This window comes from Paraburkholderia elongata (assembly GCF_013177735.1).
Lineage (GTDB): Bacteria > Pseudomonadota > Gammaproteobacteria > Burkholderiales > Burkholderiaceae > Paraburkholderia > Paraburkholderia elongata.
Genome location: NZ_WOEZ01000126.1, coordinates 1 through 19,509 on the forward strand (window position 1 = coordinate 1; position 19,509 = coordinate 19,509).

The window sequence follows — 19,509 nt, forward strand, 5'->3', positions numbered from 1 at the left end:
ACGTGGTCGGTTTCCAGACCGAGGCGGACCGCCAGTCGTTCGTCGATTTTATCGAGCGCGGCCAGCACGGCACCTCGAGCGAAGACGGCATGGTGCACGCCTACAACCGCTTCCTGAAAGTGGCGGCGTACCCGATCGGCATCTATCCGGACGTGATCGCCAAGGCCGCCGAGCAGTTCACCGACCGCAAGCCGGTGCGCAGCCTGCGTGACGGCATGCGCGGGCGCAAGCTGATCATGAGCGTCGACCGGCTCGATTATTCGAAGGGGCTGGTGGAGCGCTTCCAGGCATTCGAACGGCTGCTGCTGAGTGCACCGGGTTGGCACGGGCGCGTATCGCTGGTGCAGATCGCGCCGCCGACGCGCGCGGATGTGCAGACGTATCAGCGCATTCGTCAGACGCTGGAAGGCGAAGCGGGCCGCATCAACGGCCGTTTCGCGCAACTCGACTGGACGCCGATCCAGTACCTGAACCGCAAGTACGAGCGCAATCTGCTGATGGCGCTGTTCCGTCAGTCGCAGGTCGGCTATGTGACGCCGCTGCGCGACGGGATGAACCTCGTCGCCAAGGAGTACGTCGCATCGCAGGATCCGGCTGATCCGGGCGTACTCGTGTTGTCGCAATTTGCCGGGGCGGCCGAGCAACTGCCGGGGGCGCTGGTCGTCAATCCGTTCGATCTGTCGCAGATGGCCGAGGCGCTGGAGCGCGCGCTGTCGATGCCGCTCGCCGAGCGCCAAGCGCGTCATGCGGACATGATGGCGCCGATGCGCGAGAACAATCTGTCGGTCTGGCGCGATACATTCCTGGGCGATCTGCGCAACGTCGCGACCGCCTCTTCGGTGACGGCCAAAGCGGTAAAGCTCGCTGACGTGACGGCATCGTCGTCGTAGCCGTATCGGCGGCGGCGCGGGTTCCTTCAAGAGCCGCGCGTGCTGGTCACGTCGAACTGATTGGAAGGTTGAAGCATTAAAAAGGGCGCGGATCGCGGCATGCGATTCGCGCTCTTGTTGTATCTGGGTTCAAGCGGATAACCTGCTTACGCCGGTCGTGCTCATAGGCCTGCAACGTATTCCGGCAACAACGCACTCGAATCTGCAAGCGCCGAAGCCTGCCACACGCTCACGCCGCTTGCACATTCGCGCGCTGCATCACCCGCAACGTGCTGACCACGGCGGCAACCGCTGAAAAGCACGCGGCCACATACAGCACGATAGTCGGCCCATGCTGCGGCGCGATGCCGAAAATCAGCGCGACCAGCGCCGCGCCGAGCGTCTGTCCGGTCAGGCGCGCGGTGCCGAGCATGCCGCTCGCGCCGCCGCTGCGCTCACGCGGCGCGGCGGACAACATGGTCCGATTGTTCGGCGACTGGAAGATCCCGAAGCCCGCGCCGCATAGCGCCATGCGCCACGCGATCTGCATGGGCTCGGGATGTGCGCCGAGGGTGGCGAGCAGCAGCAGGCCGATCGTCATCGCAGCGAGTCCGACGCCGCCCAGCCAGCCTGACGACACCTTGTCCGACAGTACGCCGGCAATCGGCGCGGCGATGATGATCACTGCCGGCCACGGTGTTATCAGCAAGCCAGTCTCTACTTGCGAGAAACCGAGCGTGTCCTGCAACAGAAACGGCAACGACACGAAGGCCAGCATCTGCGCGCAGAACGAACAGACCGAGGTGCCGATCGACAGGGCGAACACCGGAATCCTCAGCAAATCGATCGGCAGCAGGGGCGCGGACTGGGTCAACTGACGGCGCACGAAGAAGTAGCCGATGACAACCGCGCCGAGTGCCTCTGCGACAACCCAGCCGAAGTGCTCGCCATGACCCAGACCGTCGACGGCGAAAATCAGCAGGCCGAACACGGACGCGTTCATCACCGCGCTCAGGTAGTCATAGGGCGAATCGTGCCCGGGATTCATCGGCAGCGCCTTGAAGCCGCCGACAATCGCCGCGATCCCGATCGGCACGTTGATCGCGAACAGCCACGGCCACGAGGCGACGGCGAGCACCCCGGAGGCGACCGTCGGCCCGACCGCGGACGACACCGCAACGACCATCGCGTTGATTGCAACGCCGCGCCCAAGCTGCGTGGGCGGATAGATCATGCGCACGAGCGCGGCGTTCACGCTCATGATGCCCGCCGCGCCGAAGCCCTGGACCACGCGGGCGAGCGCGAGCGCCGGCAGCGAGGTGGACAACGCGCATCCGAACGACGCCACGGTGAACAGGATCAGCCCGGCCAGATAGATGCGCCGGTAACCGATGCGATCGCCGAGCGACGCGAGCGGCAGCAGTGAAATGGTGATGGCGAGCTGGTAAGCGTTGACGACCCAGATCGAGCCCGCTGCGCTCGCATGCAGATTGCGCGCGATGGTCGGCAGCGCCACGTTGGCGATCGCGCTGTCGAGCACCGCCAGCGTGAGGGCGAGGGCGATAACCAGCATCGCCCAGTAGCGTTGTGGAATCGGCAAGCCTTGTTCGGTGCTGTCCGCGAGCGGTGTGCCGGCGGCGAATGGGGCAGCCGAGGCGGCATCGGCCGGCATCGAACTGTCCTTGCGCGATGGTTGTGCGTGCATCGTTCTTCTGGATTTGGAGTGGGGCGGCTTATCGACCCTGCGACCGTGCGACCTTGCGACCCGGCGATGAACCACGCGCGCTACGTGCCGCCCTGGAAAGACAAGACGGCACGCAGCGACGATGCCGGCGCTGCAACAGCGCACCGGCATCGCGTCTTACGCATTATTTGAGTTCGTACAGACCGGTGTGGGTGGTCGAGTCGAGTTCGTTCAGATGCGTCATGAAACGCGCCACCGCATTAGTGGTGTCCGCGTTGATCGGCAGGTGCGGCACCTTCAGCGCATGCAAGCGGAAGATGTAGCGATGCGTCCGGTCGCCACGCGGCGGCGCGGCACCCCCGAAGCCGACCGTGCCGTAGTCGTTCCGTACCTGCAGTGCGCCTTGCGGCAGCAGCGAACCATCGTCCTTGCCGGCGTTGCGCGGCAGTGAGCGGACGTCAGCCGGAATGTTGACCACAACCCAGTGCCAGAAACCACTGCCGGTGGGCGCGTCGGGATCGTGAACGGTGAGCGCGAAGCTTTGGGTGTCGGCCGGCGGCGCATCCCACTGCAACGAGGGCGAGATGTTCTCGCCGTCTACACCGAAGGCCTTGTCGTGATATTCGTGGGCTTTCGGCATAAAGCCGTTGGCGGGGAAATCGTCGGACCAGAGACGGAAATCAGCCATCGTGTGCCTCCCTTCTTGAGTGTTCTGGGATGGTCGGGGCGTGCTTTCTTGCTGCCGGCGTGCCATTGAGTTGCTGGCAGGGTGTGGGTCACTTGTTGCCGGCTTACTGCCCGATTTCTGCAAGTTCGGCTCGCAAAAATGCCCCGAGCTAGCCAATCGAGTGTATCACCAGCGGCTTCCAGATTCGTTCGAACCGAGCAGGCTACAAGCAGCTTTCAGCCGCGTTCCTCGAAGCGCGGCGCATCGCTCTTCAACCACTCGACGAGCCGCTGCAACACGCCCTCGATATCGCGATTCGCTCCACGCAAAGCACATTCCCATACCACCCCGACGCGCCAGCCGCTCGCGAGCAACGCCGCCTGAACCTTGTCGTCGTTGCTGCGATTGCGGCCGATCTTGTCGCGCCAGAACTCCGGTCGCGTTTGCGGCCATTTGAAAAGATGACAGTCGTGACCGTGCCAGAAACAGCCGTGTACCAGTACGACCGCGCGGTAGCGCGGCAGCACGATGTCAGGGCGGCCCGGCAGGTCGCGCGCGTCCAAACGGAAGCGAAAGCCCTGGCCGTGCAGCAGGCTGCGGATCAGGATTTCCGGTTTGGTGTTGCGGCCGCGAATGCCGGACATCATCCGGCTGCGCGTTGCGCTGTCGACGATATCGACCATCGCTAGCGCCTGGATAACGGATCAGGCCGCTCAGGAATAGAGCGAAAGGGCTTGCTTCGAACCATTGTGCGTTTCCTCGGCGAGCAGGGTTTGCACGTGCGGCAGTATGATGCGCGCCACTTCCCGCATCACCGGCATGACGACGCTGTTGCCGAATTGCCGGTAAGCCTGCGTGTCGCTGACCGGAATCCTGAAGGTATCGGGAAAGCCCATCAGCCGGGCGCATTCGCGCGGTGTGAGGCGCCGCGGCCGCAATTGCTCGCCCTGATAGACCAGAATTTCGCTCCCGTCCTTGTGATAACGCGCGGAGAGCGTGCGCGTGACGCTGTCAGGATAAGCCATGCCGAAGCCGAAGCCATTCCCCGCTGCGCGATGCTTCGCCGCGTAGTTTTGCAAATAGGTCCAGAGATTCGGCGTGAGCGTGTACTTCGGTTGCACGCGTTTGCCGGCGTGGTCGAAGAAGCGATCGTGGTCCCACGGCAGCACCGGTTCGCTGCCGTCGGTGCGATGCAGGATCGAGCCGAGGCGCGGGCCGCTTTCCGGCAGACGCAGATCGTCCCAGGAAAACGACGTTTTGCCGCGAAAGCCGACGATGATGATGCGCTCCCGGTGTTGCGGCGTGAAATGCTGGCCGTCGACCACGCGGTAGTGCACTTCATAGCCGAGCTCGTCGCGCAGGGTCTGCAGGATCACGTCGAAGGTGCGGCCTTTATCGTGCGAGAGCAGATTCTTCACGTTCTCCAGCAGGAAAGCGGCAGGGCGCTTCGCCGCGATGATCCGCGCGACGTCGAAAAACAGTGTGCCTTGCGTCGTGCACTCGAATCCGTGCGGGCGGCCCAGTGCGTTCTTCTTGCTGACGCCGGCGATCGAGAACGGCTGGCACGGAAAGCCGCCGAGCAGCACGTCGTGGCTCGGCACTTCTTCGGCGGGAAACGAAACGATGTCGCCGATCAGCGCGTGTTCGGCGTCGGCTGGGTAGTTCTCGCGATAGGTTTTAGTGGAGAAATCGTTCCACTCGCTCGTGAATACGCAGTCGCCGCCGTGCTCCTCGAAACCCATGCGAATGCCGCCGATTCCGGCGAACAGATCGATAAAGCGGAACTGGGCGCCGCCCGTAGCCGTGCCGGCCTTCGCCCGGTCGCTGTTGTGCAGCAGATCGCGCAAGGCCGGTTCGAGCATGGACGGGCACGGCGTTTCGCCTTTTTCCCAGCGGCGTACCGTCTTGATGTCCTTACCGACGTGCGCTGCGATTTCGCGTTGGGTAAAGCGGGTGCGCGCTTGTCTAAGCAGATCGAGCGGTGCGGCGAGGGTCACGGAAGTCCTTGCTGGGAATTTTTGCGGACATTATGACCCAAGGTCGTCCCTTTTTCCTATTTTCGCCGACAAAGAGCAGAAAGTTTCCGGCAACGCAAAGACCGCTTTCGCCTAAACGTGACTGTCACAGTTGGACGTGTAGGCTTGTGGCGTGACGCGAATTCCCCGCGTTGCGACGTGTTCAGGCCGCGACAAGGTTCGCGGCCTTTTTTTAGCGGGGAGGAGGTCGGACTGGCCGGCGCGGAAGGCCGGCCATCAGGGCTTGCGGCGTGTCAGATATGACGGTCGGCGGCTACGAGGTGTAGCGGCTCGGGGAGCGCGGCTGCTGCCGGAGCCGGCTCAGCCCATACTGGCTGGGGATTGGCTTCGAACTGGTCGATCTGCAGCAGGAGGCTGTCGACCCCGCACAGTTGCGCATGGGACAGGTGGCCGGTGTCGAGCAACTGGTGCAGACGCTTGCGCCAATAGGCGGGGGGCAGAATCGGGCCGCCCAGATCGCCATGTAAGGACGGCCGCATTACACGCCCGATATGCGCGATGTCCTGGTCGATCAGCGCCGCCTGGGATGACCCCGTCAGCGTAGTGAGTGTGCGTTCCATAGCCCCTCCATGGCACCTTTACGGCAAGCGGTGGTGGGACTTTAGGGCTTTTTGAAATATTTTTCGCGGCCGGCTTCATCGGACAAAACGGGCTGGCACGGGCACAACTTGAAGGGAAAAGGAAACGGCGCTTCGGCGCTTTCTTTCGCCTGGGAGTAACCCGGGTTCGGCGCCGCGGACGCTCCGCGCACCGTGCGCCCACTTTAGACTTGGCGCATCCAATATGGAGGAGGCGCCCATGACACCCGAAAAAATGCTTTCGATGTTCGAGCGGCAGTATCTGGAGGGCAAAGTGCCCGTCGACCTCGAAACCACCTGTGCGAGTTACGCCACCTGGCTGGCTGCGGCGTGGGAGCAACTCGATGGCGAGCAGAAGACGTTGCTGCAGACGGTCGGCGCGACGCTGTGGCGCGACGGGTATAACCTGCGCGCCGGTACGGCGACCAAGGACTTGTGGTGAGCCTTGGTGCCTTCGCGCGGTTAGACGGTAGGGAAGAGCGCTGAGTGGCCATGCTTGCGTTGGGGTGTTTTGAGGCGAGCTCGTACGCGTTGTGCTGAGTCGGTTTATATTTGGCGGTCGCGCGTTCGAGTCTTTCTTTTCGGCCATCTGGCCGATCGCAGATTCCCGATTCCGATTTCCAGCCGCAGCTCTCGCACAAGGGTTACACCATCACCATGACCGATCTCTCCGCCTTCCCGATCACCAAGAAATGGCCTGCCGAGCATCCGGACCGGATCCAGCTGTATTCGCTGCCGACGCCCAATGGCGTGAAGGTGTCGATCATGCTCGAAGAGACCGGTCTGCCCTATGAACCGCACCTCGTGCGCTTCGATGCGAACGATCAGATGTCGGCGCCGTTTCTGTCGCTGAATCCGAACAACAAGATTCCGGCGATCATCGATCCGAATGGCCCTGACGGCAAACCGCTGCCGCTGTTCGAATCCGGCGCGATTCTGATCTACCTGGCGGAGAAGACGGGCAAATTGATTCCGCAGGATGCCGCCGGCCGTTATGAAGCGATCCAGTGGGTGATGTTCCAGATGGGCGGCATCGGCCCGATGTTTGGCCAGGTGGGTTTCTTCCACAAGTTCGCCGGCAAGGAATACGAAGACAAACGTCCGCGCGACCGCTATATCGCCGAGTCGAAGCGGCTGCTTGCGGTGTTGGATCAGCAGCTCGAAGGGCGTGACTGGATCTTGGGCGATGCGTACTCGATCGCCGATATCGCGACCTTCCCGTGGGTGCGCAATCTGATCGGCTTCTACGAAGCAGGGCATCTGGTCGGGATCGAAGACTTTCCGAATGTGAAGCGGGCGCTGGCGGCGTTCGTTGCGCGTCCGGCGGTAGCGAAGGGATTGGAGATTCCGAAGCGGCCGTCCTGATGGGTTAGTGCGGCCGGGGGCGTCGATCGTCTCCGGCCGTCGTTCCCTTCGGTTCGCGCGTTCTGCGTGGACCACCTGTTCCCTCTCCCGATCATCTTCCTCGGACTTAAAGCAACTTCAAGTTCATTCCGCTGATGTTTCATCAGTGGTTGCACCCGCAACTATCGTCCCCTCGCGTGAGCGCTATTTTCGAGCGCTGGACGATCAGTGCCTTTTTATAGCTTCCCGGTCATTGATGCTGATTTTTGCGGCATCGAGAATCTGCCCGTCGACGTCGCTTTATCTGCGGCACTCACAACAAGACGACAGCATTCCGGGAGACACGCGATGCAATTTGAACTCAACGGTCGGCCTTTCTCATTCGATGGAGAGTCGGACACGCCGCTGCTATGGGTGATCCGCGAGCATGCCATGCTGACCGGCACGAAGTACGGCTGCGGGATCGGTGCATGCGGCGCATGCACCGTGCATCTGGAAGGCGAAGCGGTGCGCTCGTGCGTGATGCCGGTCTCGGCCGCGGCGGGCAAATCGATCCGCACGATCGAGGCTTTGTCGCCCGACGGGGCGCATCCGGTGCAACGCGCATGGGTTGCGAAAGACGTGCCGCAATGCGGCTACTGTCAGTCTGGCATGGTGATGGCCGTTGCCGCGCTGCTCGCGCAGCATTCTAAACCGACCGACGCACAAATCGATCAGTCGATCACCAATTTGTGCCGCTGCGCGACCTATCAACGTATCCGCGAGGCTATCCATGTCGCAGCGGAACACTGACGCAACGCGCGGGCATCGGGCGCAAAGCGGTGCAGTCGCAGCTTCGGCGAGCCGCCGTGGGTTTTTGAAGCGTGGCCTCGCGATCGTAGGCAGCTTTATCTTGCCGCTCAGTTTCAGCGAATTCGCAAAGGCAAGCGACGGCACTGCGCACAGCTACGAAATCAACGACTGGGTTCGGATAGACGCGAGCGGGCATATCGTGATCGGTCTGTCGCAAGCTGAAGTGGGGCAAGGTGTGTATACCGGCTTGCCACAAGTGCTTGCCGATGAAATGGACGCCGACTGGCAAAAGGTCTCCGTCACCTTCGTGACCGGCCGCGACGCGTATCGCATCGACGCGGCCAATGAGATGCCGCAGCAATTCGTCGGCGCGTCGATGTCGGTGACCATGTTCTATGAACGCTTGCGGATCGCCGGTGCGCAGGCGCGGGCCGCCTTCATCGAAGCGGGTGCGCGCCGCTTCAAGGTGCGCAGCACGCAATGCACGGCGGCCAAAGGGCAGGTCGTGCATATCCCTAGTGGCCGCGCGTTGAGTTACGGCGAACTGGTAGTGGATGCCGCGAAGATTCCATTGCCGGCCCATCCCCGGCTAAAACCCGAGTCGGCGCATAAGCTGATTGGTCAGCCGCTGCACAAGCTCGATGCGCCCGCCAAAGTCAACGGTTCGGCGCAGTACGGGCTCGACGTGCAGGTGCCCGGCATGCTGGCGGGCGCCGTCAAAATGGCGCCGACGCTCGGCGGCAAGCCGCTGCGCGTGACCAATTCAGACGCAGTCCGAAAGATGTCCGGCGTGGTCGATACGGTGCTGGCAAGAGATGCGCTGATAGTTGTCGCCGAGACGTACTGGCAGGCGAAGAAAGCGTGTGACGCTGCCGAGGTCGAATGGGATACGCCGGCCGGTGGCGCGTTCGATAGTGCGACGATCCTGAGCGAATGCAAGGGCGCATTGCAATCCGATCACGCGGTGGTTGCCACCCGCATTGGCGATCCGGACGCGCGGTTCAGCGGCGCGCAATCAAACGCGCACGCAGACGCACGAACAATCGTCCAGGCTGACTATCACACGCCGTACATCGTCCACGCGACCATGGAGCCGGTCAACGCGACTGTCCATGTGCGCGACGACGAGATCGAAGTGTGGGGCCCGATCCAGGGGCAAGACAAAGTCCGCTGGACGATGGCCGCGATGTTCAAGCTGCCGGCCGACAAAGTCATCGTGAACACCACGTTTCTCGGTGGCAGTTTCGGCCGCAAATATGTGCCCGACTTTGTCGTGCATGCGGCGGTGGCCTCGAAAGCGGTCAAGCGTCCGGTCAAGGTGATCCGTTCGCGCGAAGATGACATTCAGCATGGGTTCTACCGGCCGTGCGCGTCGGCGCGCATGCGTGCGGTACTCGGCGAGGATGGCATGCCCATTGTGCTGCATGCCCGCGTGGTGGGGCACTCGCTCTACAAGTCGATCAAACCCGACTACTTCGAGAAGGCTGGCGGATGGGACGAAACGATGCTCGACGGCATCTACGATCTTTGCTACGGCGTGCCCAATCTGCTAGTCGATTCGGTGAGCGTACCGCAGCCGATTCCGGTTAGCTTCATGCGCAGCGTCGGCAGCACCTCGAGTGTGTTTTTTCTCGAAAGCTTCATCAACGAATTGGCCGACACCGCGGGGATTGATCCGCTGCGCTATCGGCGCACCTTGCTGCGCCACGATCCATTGAGCCTGGCTGTGCTCGACGCCGCCGCGGCCAAAGCGAACTGGTTCGGCAAGCGCGCGCCCGGGCTGCATCGCGGCGTCGCGTTCTGCCTTTATACCGGCCGTGGCGGCGCGTTTTCGACCTACGTCGCGACGATCGTCGAACTGCGTATCGTGAACCGGCGCGTAAAGGTCGAGCGCGTGGTGTGCGCCGTCGATTGCGGCCGGCCGATCAATCCGATGCTGATTCAGGAAATGATCGAAGGCGGTATCGGCTTTGCGCTGACGAACACCTTCAAAAGCGAAATCACCTTTGCGAAGGGCGCCGTGGTGCAGAGCAATTTCGCCGATTATCCGCTGCTCAATCTCTCCGAGATGCCAAGGGTGGAAACCGTGATCGTGCCGAGCGACCGCGTGCCGCAAGGCTGCGGCGAGGTGGCATTGCCGCCCGTCGCGCCGGCGGTCGCCGCGGCGCTCTTCCGTGCGACCGGACAACGGCTGCGTTCGATGCCGCTACCGCAAAGCTTCGACGTTTGATGCGTAGAGGCGGCGTGCGCTGCCGCCAACCCTTTTCCCTACTTGTTGAAGGCGACCTTATGAAACGAACTGCTTTGATCGTTGCGCTGGCGTGCATTGCTGCACAGGCGCATGCGGATACCGACTTCGCCCGCGCGCGGGCGATTGCCGGCGAACATGCGTGCCTTGGCTGTCATGCAGCGGACAAGAAGCTTGTCGGACCCGCCTATCGCGACGTGGCCGCGCGCTACAGCGGCCAGAGCAACGCCGCGGCTCTGCTCGTCAAACATGTGCAGCAGGGCAGCGCCGGCGTGTGGGGCAACGTACCCATGCCGCCGAACCGGATCGATACCGCCGATGCGCGTCTCGTCGTCAACTGGGTGCTCGCAGGCGCACCGGATCACTGAGGTATTCATGAAACGTCCGCGAACAGGCGGGCGTTTTAGCTTCGCTTTCTCGCTCACCGGAGCGCCGGCCGCCGAATCGCCGGCCGCCGGATCGCTAGGTTCAACAGAGCTGCATAAGCAGCCTAAATGATTCGGATGACTAATTTGACAAAGGTCTGGAAATGAAAAAATATCTTGCGGCAGCGTGTCTCGCCGGCGTTGCTGGCATGGTCCACGCACAAAGCAGCGTGACGCTGTACGGGATCGTCGATACGGGAGTGCAGTTCTACAACCATGCGGCGGCCGGCGGCTCGGTCGTGGGCATGCCTGCCCTGACTGGCGAAGTCCCGTCGCGCTTCGGCTTGCGCGGCGCCGAAGATCTAGGCGGCGGCATTCAGGCATTCTTCCAGTTGGAAAGCGGTTTTGCGACCGGTACCGGCGCGCTGAACTACGGCGGCCGCCTGTTCGGCCGCGCGGCGAATGTCGGGATCAGCAGCCAGTACGGAACGCTAACGCTCGGGCGCCAGATCAACATGTCGTACTACGCGCTGTTGCAGGCCGACGTGATCGGTCCGTCGATTCATTCGATGGCGAGCTTCGACACCTATCTGCCGAATGCGCGTAGCGACAATGCAATCGGTTACCTCGGCAAGTTCGGTGGCTTGACGATGGGTGGCACGTACAGCTTCGGCCGCGATGCGGCGGGACCGTCCGGCCCCTCGGCCACCGATTGCGCGGGGCAGGTCGCCGGCAACTTCCTCGCGTGCCGGCAATACACGGCGCTCGTCGCCTACGATTCGGCGCACTTCGGCGCGGCGGCATCGTACGACGTGATGCGCGGCGGCACGGGCGCGTCGGCGCCGTTGACGAACAGTGCGTACACCGACACACGGACCATCGTCGACGCTTACGTCAAATACGGCGACGCGAAACTCGGCGGCGGATGGGAGCGGCGCAATACCTCGGCGGCAGTTCATACGCAGACGGATCTGTTTTTTGTCGGCCTGAACTACTTCGTGCTGCCGTCGCTTTCACTCGACACGCAAATGGTGCGATATAACGTCAGAAGCGTATCTGACTCGACGTTGCTGATCGCGCGCGCCACCTACTTGCTGTCGAAGCGCACCTCGGTGTACTCGTCGGTCGGGTATATGTTGAACAGCCAGAAGGCTGCCGCGCCGGTGGCCGCGGCGGGGACCGTGCAAGCCGGCGCCGAACAGCTCGGCGTGATGGTCGGCATCCAGCAGCGCTTTTAGCATGATGCGAATGGCCGTTGGCGTTTCGCACGGGGATGACGCTGCGCACATCACAGAGGGGTGAACCATGGATCTGCTGAGCGATGTGCTATCCGATTTGCGGGCCGACACGGTCGTCACGGGGCGGTTTTCGCTGGCGGCGCCGTGGGCCATCAACAAGCCCGCGGTCGTCGGCGCGCCGTTTCGGACCTGCTCGGGCAATCCGTTCTATATCGTCGTCAAGGGCATGCAGCCGGTGCGTGTCGAACCCGGTGACTTCGTGCTGTTGCCGCACGGTCATGAGCATGTGATGTGCTCGGCGCTCGACGAAGTGCCAGTCCCGTTCGACGAGTTGATGGCGAGCCAGGGCATCCAGCCGCGCTTTGACACGCCGCTGGCGTTTTCGGCGGGCGGGCAAGGTGCGGTGAGCGAACTCTACACCGGCATCGTGGTGTTCCGCGAATCGATGCGCAATCCGTTTCTCGGTGTGCTGCCGCCGTTGATTCACATTCGTGCCGGCGACGCCGCGATTGCGCCGTGGCTTGCCACGACGCTGACCAGCTTCGTTCAGGAATCGATGGCGGCACAGCCCGGCTGGGCGATGGCCGCCGCGCGCCTTGCCGACGTGCTGTTCGTCCATTTGTTGCGCGCGCATCTATCGGCCAGCACGGGCGGGCACACCGGCTGGCTGCGCGGGATGGCCGATCCGCAGATCGGCCAGGCGATGGCGCTGATTCATCGCGCGCCCGCGAAAGAGTGGACCGTTGCGAACCTGGCTACGGCGGCGGGCATGTCGCGCTCGGGCTTCAGTGTGCGGTTTGTGGAGCTGGTCGGCGAAACGCCGATTGCGCATTTGACCGCGTACCGGATGTATCTCGCGGCAGGCGAGTTGATGCGCGGCAGGAGCCGCTTGATCGAGGTGGCCGAGAACGTGGGTTATGCGTCGGAGAAGGCATTCGCGCGCGCGTTTCGCCGCTGGGCCGGGATGCCGCCGAAAGCGTACGTGAGATCCGCGCCCGATCCACTTGATTTGGAGCGTCGCGGTGCTCGATGAAGTGTGGGCGGGTATTTCTTCCGGTCTTTCAGGGAGTGATGGCGGCGCGTTGAGTCCGGCGGGTTCTCCCAACTTGGTGCCGGCACTCGTGCGCGGGCTTCAGCTCATGCAAGCGTTTTCAACCGCACGGCCGAAGCTGCAGATGAGCGAGTTGGTGGCGTATGTGGATGCGCCGCGTAGTACGGTTGCGCGATTGGTGCGGAGTCTGGTGGCGCTTGGCTTTCTGGTGGCGGACGATGCAGGGCGATTGAGTCCGGGGCCTGCTGTTCTGGGTATCGGCGCGAGCTATCTGGTGGGAGCGGAGGCGGTGCAGATTGCTTCTGCGATTATCGAGGAACTGGCGAATCAAACGCTGGCCGCCGCGCAATTGCTTGCTGTCGATGGCGCTGAGGTTGTGGTGCTGGCGCAAGCGTTGCCCGTCGCAGTGCGTGGCGCGTGCGCGGTGACACGCGTAGGCGCACGGTTTGCAATTGGCGGAACGGGGTTGCGCGTCTGGCTATCAGGCTTGGCAGATGGCGGCTCCGCGGGAGGGCAATGCGCCACTGTTGCGGACGGTGGTGAATGGACACCCGGCGATGTGGTTGCCGGCGGTGGACGTTCAGATGATGTCAATGCGCTCCCGCTGATGGCCGCGCCGATTCTGCGCAGCGGACGAGTTGTGTATGCGTTGTCTGTTGGCGTGCAGGAGGGCGTGGATGCGGTGTCGATGGTCGAGCGGGCGGCGCTTGGGGTTACGCATGCAGCGGAGCGGTTTGCTCGGGCGCTGAATGGGTGACGGCTTGCCCCGTTTTTGCGTAAGCCGCCAGCATGCGCGCGAGTTGGACTAGCGTGCGTCGAGAAACCCACTTCGAAACGCGCTCAATGCGTCTTCCGACCCGTCTGCGTAGTCATCGAACATCTGTCCAGCGGCGCGCGCCAGCACGTCGCCCCTGAGCAGATCGTAGGTCGTGTGGTCGGTCAGGATTGCGTCGATCGCCTCGGTCGTCGCAGCCAGTGCGACGGCTCTCGCGTCGCGGCCCAGCAGTCCGCATGCGGCGAGTGTCAGGTCGAACTCGTGCTGTTTGAGGAGGCCCTCGCCAACTTCCCAGATCCGCTCGGTATTGCCGGCTTCCAGGTAGTTACGAAGCAGAACCAGCAGGTCAGACGCGTCCTTGTTCGTCAGGGCGCGCCGGTCCTTCCAGGCCAGGATCTTGAGCAAGGCGAGCGCGGGAAGCGTCACGACAGGAACAGCCAGACCCTCATGTATTTCGACCTCCACAGCCGTGTCGACGGCCTCCTGAAATCCCAGGACGTTCATCACAGTTTCGCCGGCGGGCGGCCAGGCAATGGAGCCTTCAGGCTGTTCGATCTGGCCGAAGGGGACGAGATCCAGAAGGGGCATGGATCGTCCAACTGCTGGATCAGTGAAAATCAGCCTTTGCTGCGCGTTCTCATCCCTTTTGAAACACCCGGTCGCCTCAAGCGCGGCGATAAGGGATTCATGTGCGTCCCAGCTGACTGCGCAAACCGCGACGTCGACGTCACTTGTCGCGCGGTCAGGGCGTTGCCCATAGACGTGCCAGAGCAGGATGTCGCGCGCGGTGGCACCGGCCACAACAAAGGGCGTGTTAATACCTCGCGTCGCCTCGCTCACGCGATTGAGCAGCGTTATCGCTGCCGGATGAAGCGGGCGGTCCTCGCTGGCCTTAAGGCGCAATTTTGGAGAGGTACTGTTCATTGATGACTTGAGCGGTGTCGAGGTTTCGGCTGTCGCCAGAGGCGACTAGATCGGCGTAGATCAGAAGAGGGTGGACAAGCGGGAGGCTCGCATCCGGCAGCCAACCCTGCGAGAGCCGCTCAGGCCAAAAGGCTTGGACAATCTCGACGTCGCCACTCGGGTCGGGTCGCAACCGAGCCTTGAACATGAACTCGTGCTCCGGCGCGATCTGACTGTAGATCGTGACGTGAGCGGACAGCAGATCGTGCGTCAGAATCTCGGCCGCCGCCTCCCCGCCGAGCCTGGCGTCGAACTGTGTAAAGTCGAATGTCTTCCACCAATCGCGGGAGGTGCTGGCAAATCGACGTGAACTGAGTTTGGCGCGTAGCCGCGAGGGGTACAGGCTCGCCCATTCCTGGACGTATTTCGACCAGTCAGGAATCGTGCGATCGCCGTTCCTGCGCGTCGCGAGAAGGCCGCGGTAGATAAGGTCGTCGACCACCTGGTTGACTGTGCTCAAAGCGACACCCGAGACATCGGCGATCGTCCGGTACGGTTGGTTGGCAAGGCCGGGCTGCGTCGCCAGGGCAAACATCACCTGGAGGCCCTTGCGCGTGGTTGCGCGCGTGGTTGGCTTGCTTTTGATCGTCTGCGGCTTGGGTCGTCCGGCGATCAGGATGGTCGCTTCGGGTTCGCTCAGATAAACGTTGCCGGCCGTGTCGAGAAAAGGTTGCTCAAGCTCGACCAGATGCGACGCGAGATCCGGCTCAATGAACGGCGCGACCAGCATCAGTCGGCGTTGGTCGCGGCCCTCCAACTCTGTCGAATACAGACGTTGCGGCGCGAGCAGCACGCCCGGCAAGGTGACCCTCTCCTCCAAATGCACCGGCATCGTGAATTTCTTGCCGGCCACGTCAAACTCGATGGCTGCATCCACCATCGTGCTACTGAAATCTTGCGCGGCTGTAGGCGCCGCGCTGAAGACACGCGTCGAGTTCGCGAAGGCATTACAGGCGTTAGCCAGAATCTGGTAGTCCGTGATTGAGAGCACTTTCCCGGATGGCATTGCTAGCCCCTCTGTACGATTTTTAACCAGTGTACCGAAAAATCGTACAGAGTCAATAAATCGTACGGATGGTTGATAATTTATTGATTTAGAATAGTTTTGTGTGCGATAGAGACCCTTTTGTACGATTCAAAGATCGCGTACGATTTTTGAGAACAAGCAATAAAAATCGTACATTAGGGGTGCAAATAAGACGGTCGAAGCCTCCCACGACGCCAAAGGAAGCTGTCGCGTCGATCATGGCGTAGGAAGTGGCGCGTGGCCCATCCACTCCCGCACGCGTTCCTTCTTTGCGCCAATCTGCGCACGGTCGAAAAGGCCCGGCAATTTCCTTGAGCAGCTCAAGCGAAACATGGGCAACGACGGCAGCAAAAAGCCCCGCAGCGCAAGGCATTCGGGGCTTTTATAGGCAAACTTGGGTGACGCTGGGAAGCTAGCTGGTCCCCCCGACAGGAATCGAACCTGTATCTAGCGCTTAGGAGGCACTTGTTCTATCCATTGAACTACGGGGAGAGGACCGAACCAAAATAATCGCCGCAATCCCGCCGACTAACAACCCCCGGCAGGGACCAGGCGAGTCCAAATTCGCCAGCGAGCGCAGAGTATATCAAACACGCTCAGCCGCGAGGAGGGCTGCAAAGCCCGTCCCACAAAGCAAACGGCCCAGCAGGCTTCACCCACTGGGCCGCGCGAACCGCCCGGCGCACTACCGCACTAAACTACATCAAGCAGCGCACCACGGTTCAATCGAGCTCACTCAGAATTCCACCACCGCAAACTCCGCTTTGCCTACATCGCACAGCGGGCAGCGCCAGTCGTCCGGAATCGCGGTGAAGCGCGTGCCCGGGGCGATACCTTCTTCGGGAAGGCCTTCTTCTTCGTTGTAGATCCAGCCGCAAATCAGGCAGACCCAGCTCTTATATTCAGTCACTTCAATTACTTCGCTCACGACGTACTCTTCTTTGGTTCAGTGCAATGATCCGCCCAGTCTGCCCCTTTTTTGGGCACGGCGGCGACCCGCAATATTACCGGAATTTGTCAAATGGGCCGCTAATTACCCATGCGGCATCGCCGCAAAGCGCCTGAGACGGGCCCGGGCCCGCGCGACGGACCCGTCATACACAGCGTGTATGCTTTGATCCGCAGTTCATCTTTTGGACAGGCGCAGCGGGCGCCTGGCATGCGTTGCGACGATCGGACTCAGGCAAAACCGGAGCCGCAATCGGCGCCTGCATGGCCCGCGCATGACTCTCGTTTCCCAAAAAGGAGAAAAACGATGTTTAAAAACAAATGGTTGGCCGGTACGGTGCTGGCCGGGTTGCTCGCCGTATCGGGCGCGGCGCAGGCCGCAGGGGTGTCTTTTGTGCAGCCGGCGGACGGCGCAACCGTCAGCAATCCGGTGCACGTGGTGTTCGGTGTCGACGGCATGAAGATCGCGCCGGCCGGCACGATGACGGAAGGCACGGGCCATCATCATCTGCTGATCGACGGCAAGCCGCTTCCCAAGGGCGAAGTGATTCCCGCCAACGACAAATCGCTCCACTTCGGCAAGGGCCAGACCGAAACCGATCTGACGCTGCCGCCGGGCGACCATACGCTGACGCTGCAATTCGGCGACGGCGCGCATCGTTCGTATGGCCCGGACATGAGCAAGACCATCACGGTGCATGTGAAGTAATCTGCACGCTCGAATGGACCGGGCGTGTGCAAGCGCCGCCCGGCCGCGTTTCGCCGCTCAGAATCCGTTTTGCAAGCCGGCCATTCAGCCTGTCTCTTCCGGCATACAGGCACCCGCCCGCGCGCCCGGTACAATGAGCAGTTCCGACTCATCGCTGTCTTCTCCAATTCTCCATGTCGCTTTACACCATTACCGGGGCCCAACTGGCGTTCGGTCACGTCGCGTTGCTCGATCACGCGGATTTCTCTCTCGAAGCGGGCGAGCGCGTTGGGCTGATCGGCCGTAACGGCGCGGGCAAGTCGTCGCTGCTGAAAATCGTTGCCGATCTGACCAAGCCGGACGATGGCCTCGTCACGCGCCAACAGGGTCTGACGTCGGTCTATGTGCCGCAGGAGCCTGAGTTCGATACGGACGACACGGTGTTCGAAGCGGTCGCTGCCGGCCTGACCCACGCCCGCGAGCTGCTGGATCAATACGACGCGGTCGCCAATCAGCTCGCCGACGAGCCGGAAGGCCCGGAGCACGACGCGCTGATGTCGCGCATGAACACGCTGCAATCGGCACTTGACCATTCGGACGCCTGGAACTGGAGCACGCGCGTGGCCACCACGCTGCAGCAGATCGGTCTGAATGGCGAGGCGCGGGTCGGTTCGCTGTCGGGCGGGATGCAGAAGCGCGTCGCGCTGGCGCGCGCGCTGGTCGTGCAGCCGGACGTGCTGCTGCTCGACGAACCGACCAACCACCTCGATTTCGACGGCATTCGCTGGCTCGAGGAACTGCTGGTCTCGCTGCGCGCGGGTTTGTTCTTCATCACCCACGATCGCGCGTTTCTCGACCGTGTCGCCACGCGCATCGTCGAACTGGATCGCGGGCGTCTGCTGTCGTATCCGGGCAATTTCAGCGCCTACCAGACTAGGAAGGCGCAGCAGCTTGAGGTCGAGCAAGTGGAAGCGGCCAAGTTCGACAAACTGCTCGCACAGGAAGAAGTGTGGATTCGCAAGGGCGTGGAAGCGCGCCGTACGCGCAGCGTCGGCCGGATTGCGCGGCTCGTGGAGATGCGCAACGAGCGTGCCGAACGCCGTAACGTGCAGGGCAACGTCAAGCTCGACGTGGGCCAAGGTGAGAAGTCCGGCAAGATCGTCGCCGAACTGACCGACGTCACCAAGCGCTATGGTTCGCGCACGGTGGTCGACAACTTCACGGCCACGGTGATGCGCGGCGACAAGATCGGCTTTGTCGGTCCGAACGGTGCGGGCAAGACCACGTTGCTGAAGATGATCCTCGGCGAGTTGCCGCCGGACGAAGGCACGGTGCGCATCGGCACCAATTTGCAGGTCGCGTACTTCGACCAGATGCGCGCACAGCTCGATCTGGACAAGAGCCTTGCCGATACGATCAGCCCGGGTAGCGAGTGGGTCGAAGTCAACGGTCAGAAGAAGCACGTGATGAGCTATCTGGGCGACTTCCTGTTCGCGCCGGAACGCGCGCGGTCGCCGGTCAAGTCGCTGTCGGGCGGCGAGCGCAACCGCCTGCTGCTGGCGCGTCTGTTCGCACGGCCGGCCAACGTGCTGGTGCTCGACGAACCGACCAACGACCTCGACATTCCGACGCTCGAATTGCTCGAAGAACTGCTTACCGAATACGACGGCACCGTGTTGCTGGTCAGCCACGATCGCGCGTTTCTGGACAACGTCGCGACCTCGGTGATCGCTTCGGAAGGCGGCGGCAAGTGGCGTGAGTACGTCGGCGGCTTTACCGACTGGCAGATTCAGCGCGATCGCTCGCAGCAGATGGCGCAGGAAGCGCAGAAAGAAGCAGCTAAAGAAGTGGCGTCGAAGGACAGCGGGGCAAGCGGCGCGGGCCGCAATACGCAGCGCGCCGCCAAGCTGTCGTTCAAGGATCAGCGCGAACTCGAGGCGTTGCCGGCGAAAATTGCCGCACTCGAAGCCGAGCAGAAAACCATTGGCGCTCAACTCGAAGACGGATCGGTCTTCGCGAAAGATGCGCAGGAAGGCACGCGTCTGACCGAGCGGTACGCCGCGATCGACGAGGAACTGCTGATCGCGCTGGAACGCTGGGACGAGCTGGAAAACAAGCGCAAGTGATGCGCGGGGGCGGCGCGATCCGAGCTTGCGCCGATTTCATGCCTGGGTCGAGGCCGCGGCTGCGCAGCGGTCCCGTCGCGGTTTTTTCACGGTCCCGTAGCTGTCTCATC

The 19,509-nt window shown here is 62.5% G+C and carries 19 protein-coding genes and 1 tRNA gene; 11 read left to right on the top strand and 9 right to left on the bottom strand.

The features are described 5' to 3' along the window. Positions 1-890 (top strand): alpha,alpha-trehalose-phosphate synthase (UDP-forming) (locus tag GNZ13_RS23430; RefSeq protein ID WP_172168504.1); only part of this gene is annotated, 890 nt, incomplete at its 5' end. A gap of 229 nt (positions 891-1,119) precedes the next feature. Here the strand turns inward: GNZ13_RS23430 and GNZ13_RS23435 are convergent. The 5 genes from GNZ13_RS23435 to GNZ13_RS23455 all read right to left on the bottom strand — a co-directional run bounded on the left by GNZ13_RS23435 (position 1,120) and on the right by GNZ13_RS23455 (position 5,816). Further along, positions 1,120-2,574 (bottom strand): MFS transporter, encoded by a 1,455-nt coding sequence (locus tag GNZ13_RS23435; RefSeq protein ID WP_172168506.1) that lies wholly within the window; start codon positions 2,572-2,574, stop codon positions 1,120-1,122. 163 nt (positions 2,575-2,737) lie between these two features. Then, positions 2,738-3,241, bottom strand: coding sequence for a YbhB/YbcL family Raf kinase inhibitor-like protein (locus GNZ13_RS23440; protein ID WP_172168507.1), 504 nt, complete (start codon positions 3,239-3,241; stop codon positions 2,738-2,740). Between the two features lie 215 nt (positions 3,242-3,456). Then, positions 3,457-3,903: a very short patch repair endonuclease gene (locus tag GNZ13_RS23445; protein ID WP_172168509.1), complete on the bottom strand. Its 447-nt coding sequence runs from the start codon at positions 3,901-3,903 to the stop codon at positions 3,457-3,459. 30 nt (positions 3,904-3,933) lie between these two features. After that, the gene (gene dcm / locus GNZ13_RS23450; RefSeq protein WP_172168511.1) at positions 3,934-5,217 is read right to left on the bottom strand and encodes a DNA (cytosine-5-)-methyltransferase; all 1,284 of its coding nucleotides are present in this window, start codon (positions 5,215-5,217) and stop codon (positions 3,934-3,936) included. A 272-nt stretch (positions 5,218-5,489) separates the two neighbouring features. Further along, positions 5,490-5,816 (bottom strand): hypothetical protein, encoded by a 327-nt coding sequence (locus GNZ13_RS23455; protein WP_172168513.1) that lies wholly within the window; start codon positions 5,814-5,816, stop codon positions 5,490-5,492. A 238-nt stretch (positions 5,817-6,054) separates the two neighbouring features. Here GNZ13_RS23455 and GNZ13_RS23460 point away from each other — a divergent pair, with 238 nt between their 5' ends. The 8 genes from GNZ13_RS23460 (at position 6,055) to GNZ13_RS23495 (ending at position 13,629) form a co-directional block, all read left to right on the top strand. Beyond that, complete coding sequence (locus tag GNZ13_RS23460; protein ID WP_172168515.1) at positions 6,055-6,276, top strand: hypothetical protein; 222 nt, start codon at positions 6,055-6,057, stop codon at positions 6,274-6,276. 215 nt (positions 6,277-6,491) lie between these two features. Further along, complete coding sequence (locus GNZ13_RS23465) at positions 6,492-7,199, top strand: glutathione S-transferase N-terminal domain-containing protein (RefSeq protein WP_172168517.1); 708 nt, start codon at positions 6,492-6,494, stop codon at positions 7,197-7,199. A 327-nt stretch (positions 7,200-7,526) separates the two neighbouring features. Beyond that, complete coding sequence (locus GNZ13_RS23470) at positions 7,527-7,970, top strand: (2Fe-2S)-binding protein (protein ID WP_172168519.1); 444 nt, start codon at positions 7,527-7,529, stop codon at positions 7,968-7,970. Beyond that, positions 7,951-10,200, top strand: coding sequence for a xanthine dehydrogenase family protein molybdopterin-binding subunit (locus tag GNZ13_RS23475; protein WP_172168521.1), 2,250 nt, complete (start codon positions 7,951-7,953; stop codon positions 10,198-10,200). The genes GNZ13_RS23470 and GNZ13_RS23475 overlap by 20 nt, the downstream gene beginning before the upstream one ends. A gap of 59 nt (positions 10,201-10,259) precedes the next feature. Continuing rightward, positions 10,260-10,586 carry a c-type cytochrome gene (locus GNZ13_RS23480; protein WP_172168523.1) on the top strand — a complete coding sequence of 109 codons (327 nt, stop codon included), beginning with the start codon at positions 10,260-10,262 and terminating at the stop codon, positions 10,584-10,586. Positions 10,587-10,747: 161 nt separating this feature from the next. Beyond that, positions 10,748-11,821, top strand: coding sequence for a porin (locus GNZ13_RS23485; RefSeq protein ID WP_172168525.1), 1,074 nt, complete (start codon positions 10,748-10,750; stop codon positions 11,819-11,821). A gap of 67 nt (positions 11,822-11,888) precedes the next feature. Beyond that, positions 11,889-12,854 carry an AraC family transcriptional regulator gene (locus GNZ13_RS23490; protein WP_172168527.1) on the top strand — a complete coding sequence of 322 codons (966 nt, stop codon included), beginning with the start codon at positions 11,889-11,891 and terminating at the stop codon, positions 12,852-12,854. Continuing rightward, a complete protein-coding gene (locus GNZ13_RS23495) occupies positions 12,844-13,629 on the top strand; it encodes a helix-turn-helix domain-containing protein (RefSeq protein WP_172168529.1) in 786 nt (261 codons plus the stop codon). Before GNZ13_RS23490 ends, GNZ13_RS23495 begins: the two co-directional genes overlap by 11 nt. 48 nt (positions 13,630-13,677) lie before the next feature. Here the strand turns inward: GNZ13_RS23495 and GNZ13_RS23500 are convergent, their stop codons facing one another. The 4 genes from GNZ13_RS23500 to GNZ13_RS23515 all read right to left on the bottom strand — a co-directional run bounded on the left by GNZ13_RS23500 (position 13,678) and on the right by GNZ13_RS23515 (position 16,565). Further along, complete coding sequence (locus tag GNZ13_RS23500; RefSeq protein ID WP_172168531.1) at positions 13,678-14,571, bottom strand: nucleotidyl transferase AbiEii/AbiGii toxin family protein; 894 nt, start codon at positions 14,569-14,571, stop codon at positions 13,678-13,680. Next, complete coding sequence (locus tag GNZ13_RS23505) at positions 14,540-15,601, bottom strand: type IV toxin-antitoxin system AbiEi family antitoxin (RefSeq protein WP_328807279.1); 1,062 nt, start codon at positions 15,599-15,601, stop codon at positions 14,540-14,542. The genes GNZ13_RS23500 and GNZ13_RS23505 overlap by 32 nt, the downstream gene beginning before the upstream one ends. Before the next feature lie 453 nt (positions 15,602-16,054). After that, a tRNA-Arg gene (locus GNZ13_RS23510) sits at positions 16,055-16,129 on the bottom strand. A gap of 244 nt (positions 16,130-16,373) precedes the next feature. Further along, entirely contained in the window at positions 16,374-16,565 is a 192-nt protein-coding gene (locus GNZ13_RS23515) for a rubredoxin (RefSeq protein WP_172168535.1), read from the bottom strand. A gap of 327 nt (positions 16,566-16,892) precedes the next feature. On the opposite strand from GNZ13_RS23515, the gene GNZ13_RS23520 reads away from it, so the two are divergent. Next, positions 16,893-17,294, top strand: a complete 402-nt coding sequence (locus GNZ13_RS23520) for a DUF4399 domain-containing protein (protein ID WP_172168537.1) — start codon at positions 16,893-16,895, stop codon at positions 17,292-17,294. Positions 17,295-17,467: 173 nt separating this feature from the next. Beyond that, complete coding sequence (locus GNZ13_RS23525; protein ID WP_172168539.1) at positions 17,468-19,399, top strand: ATP-binding cassette domain-containing protein; 1,932 nt, start codon at positions 17,468-17,470, stop codon at positions 19,397-19,399. Positions 19,400-19,509 lie beyond the last annotated feature (110 nt).

Bases quoted from the DNA above. Each gene is read 5' to 3' on its own strand.
- GNZ13_RS23435 (WP_172168506.1), bottom strand. From the start codon at position 2,574: ATGCACGCACAACCATCGCGCAAGGACAGTTCGATGCCGGCCGATGCC.
- GNZ13_RS23440 (WP_172168507.1), bottom strand. From the start codon at position 3,241: ATGGCTGATTTCCGTCTCTGGTCCGACGATTTCCCCGCCAACGGCTTT.
- GNZ13_RS23445 (WP_172168509.1), bottom strand. From the start codon at position 3,903: ATGGTCGATATCGTCGACAGCGCAACGCGCAGCCGGATGATGTCCGGC.
- GNZ13_RS23455 (WP_172168513.1), bottom strand. From the start codon at position 5,816: ATGGAACGCACACTCACTACGCTGACGGGGTCATCCCAGGCGGCGCTG.
- GNZ13_RS23460 (WP_172168515.1), top strand. From the start codon at position 6,055: ATGACACCCGAAAAAATGCTTTCGATGTTCGAGCGGCAGTATCTGGAG.
- GNZ13_RS23465 (WP_172168517.1), top strand. From the start codon at position 6,492: ATGACCGATCTCTCCGCCTTCCCGATCACCAAGAAATGGCCTGCCGAG.
- GNZ13_RS23470 (WP_172168519.1), top strand. From the start codon at position 7,527: ATGCAATTTGAACTCAACGGTCGGCCTTTCTCATTCGATGGAGAGTCG.
- GNZ13_RS23475 (WP_172168521.1), top strand. From the start codon at position 7,951: ATGTCGCAGCGGAACACTGACGCAACGCGCGGGCATCGGGCGCAAAGC.
- GNZ13_RS23480 (WP_172168523.1), top strand. From the start codon at position 10,260: ATGAAACGAACTGCTTTGATCGTTGCGCTGGCGTGCATTGCTGCACAG.
- GNZ13_RS23485 (WP_172168525.1), top strand. From the start codon at position 10,748: ATGAAAAAATATCTTGCGGCAGCGTGTCTCGCCGGCGTTGCTGGCATG.
- GNZ13_RS23490 (WP_172168527.1), top strand. From the start codon at position 11,889: ATGGATCTGCTGAGCGATGTGCTATCCGATTTGCGGGCCGACACGGTC.
- GNZ13_RS23500 (WP_172168531.1), bottom strand. From the start codon at position 14,571: ATGAACAGTACCTCTCCAAAATTGCGCCTTAAGGCCAGCGAGGACCGC.
- GNZ13_RS23520 (WP_172168537.1), top strand. From the start codon at position 16,893: ATGTTTAAAAACAAATGGTTGGCCGGTACGGTGCTGGCCGGGTTGCTC.
- GNZ13_RS23525 (WP_172168539.1), top strand. From the start codon at position 17,468: ATGTCGCTTTACACCATTACCGGGGCCCAACTGGCGTTCGGTCACGTC.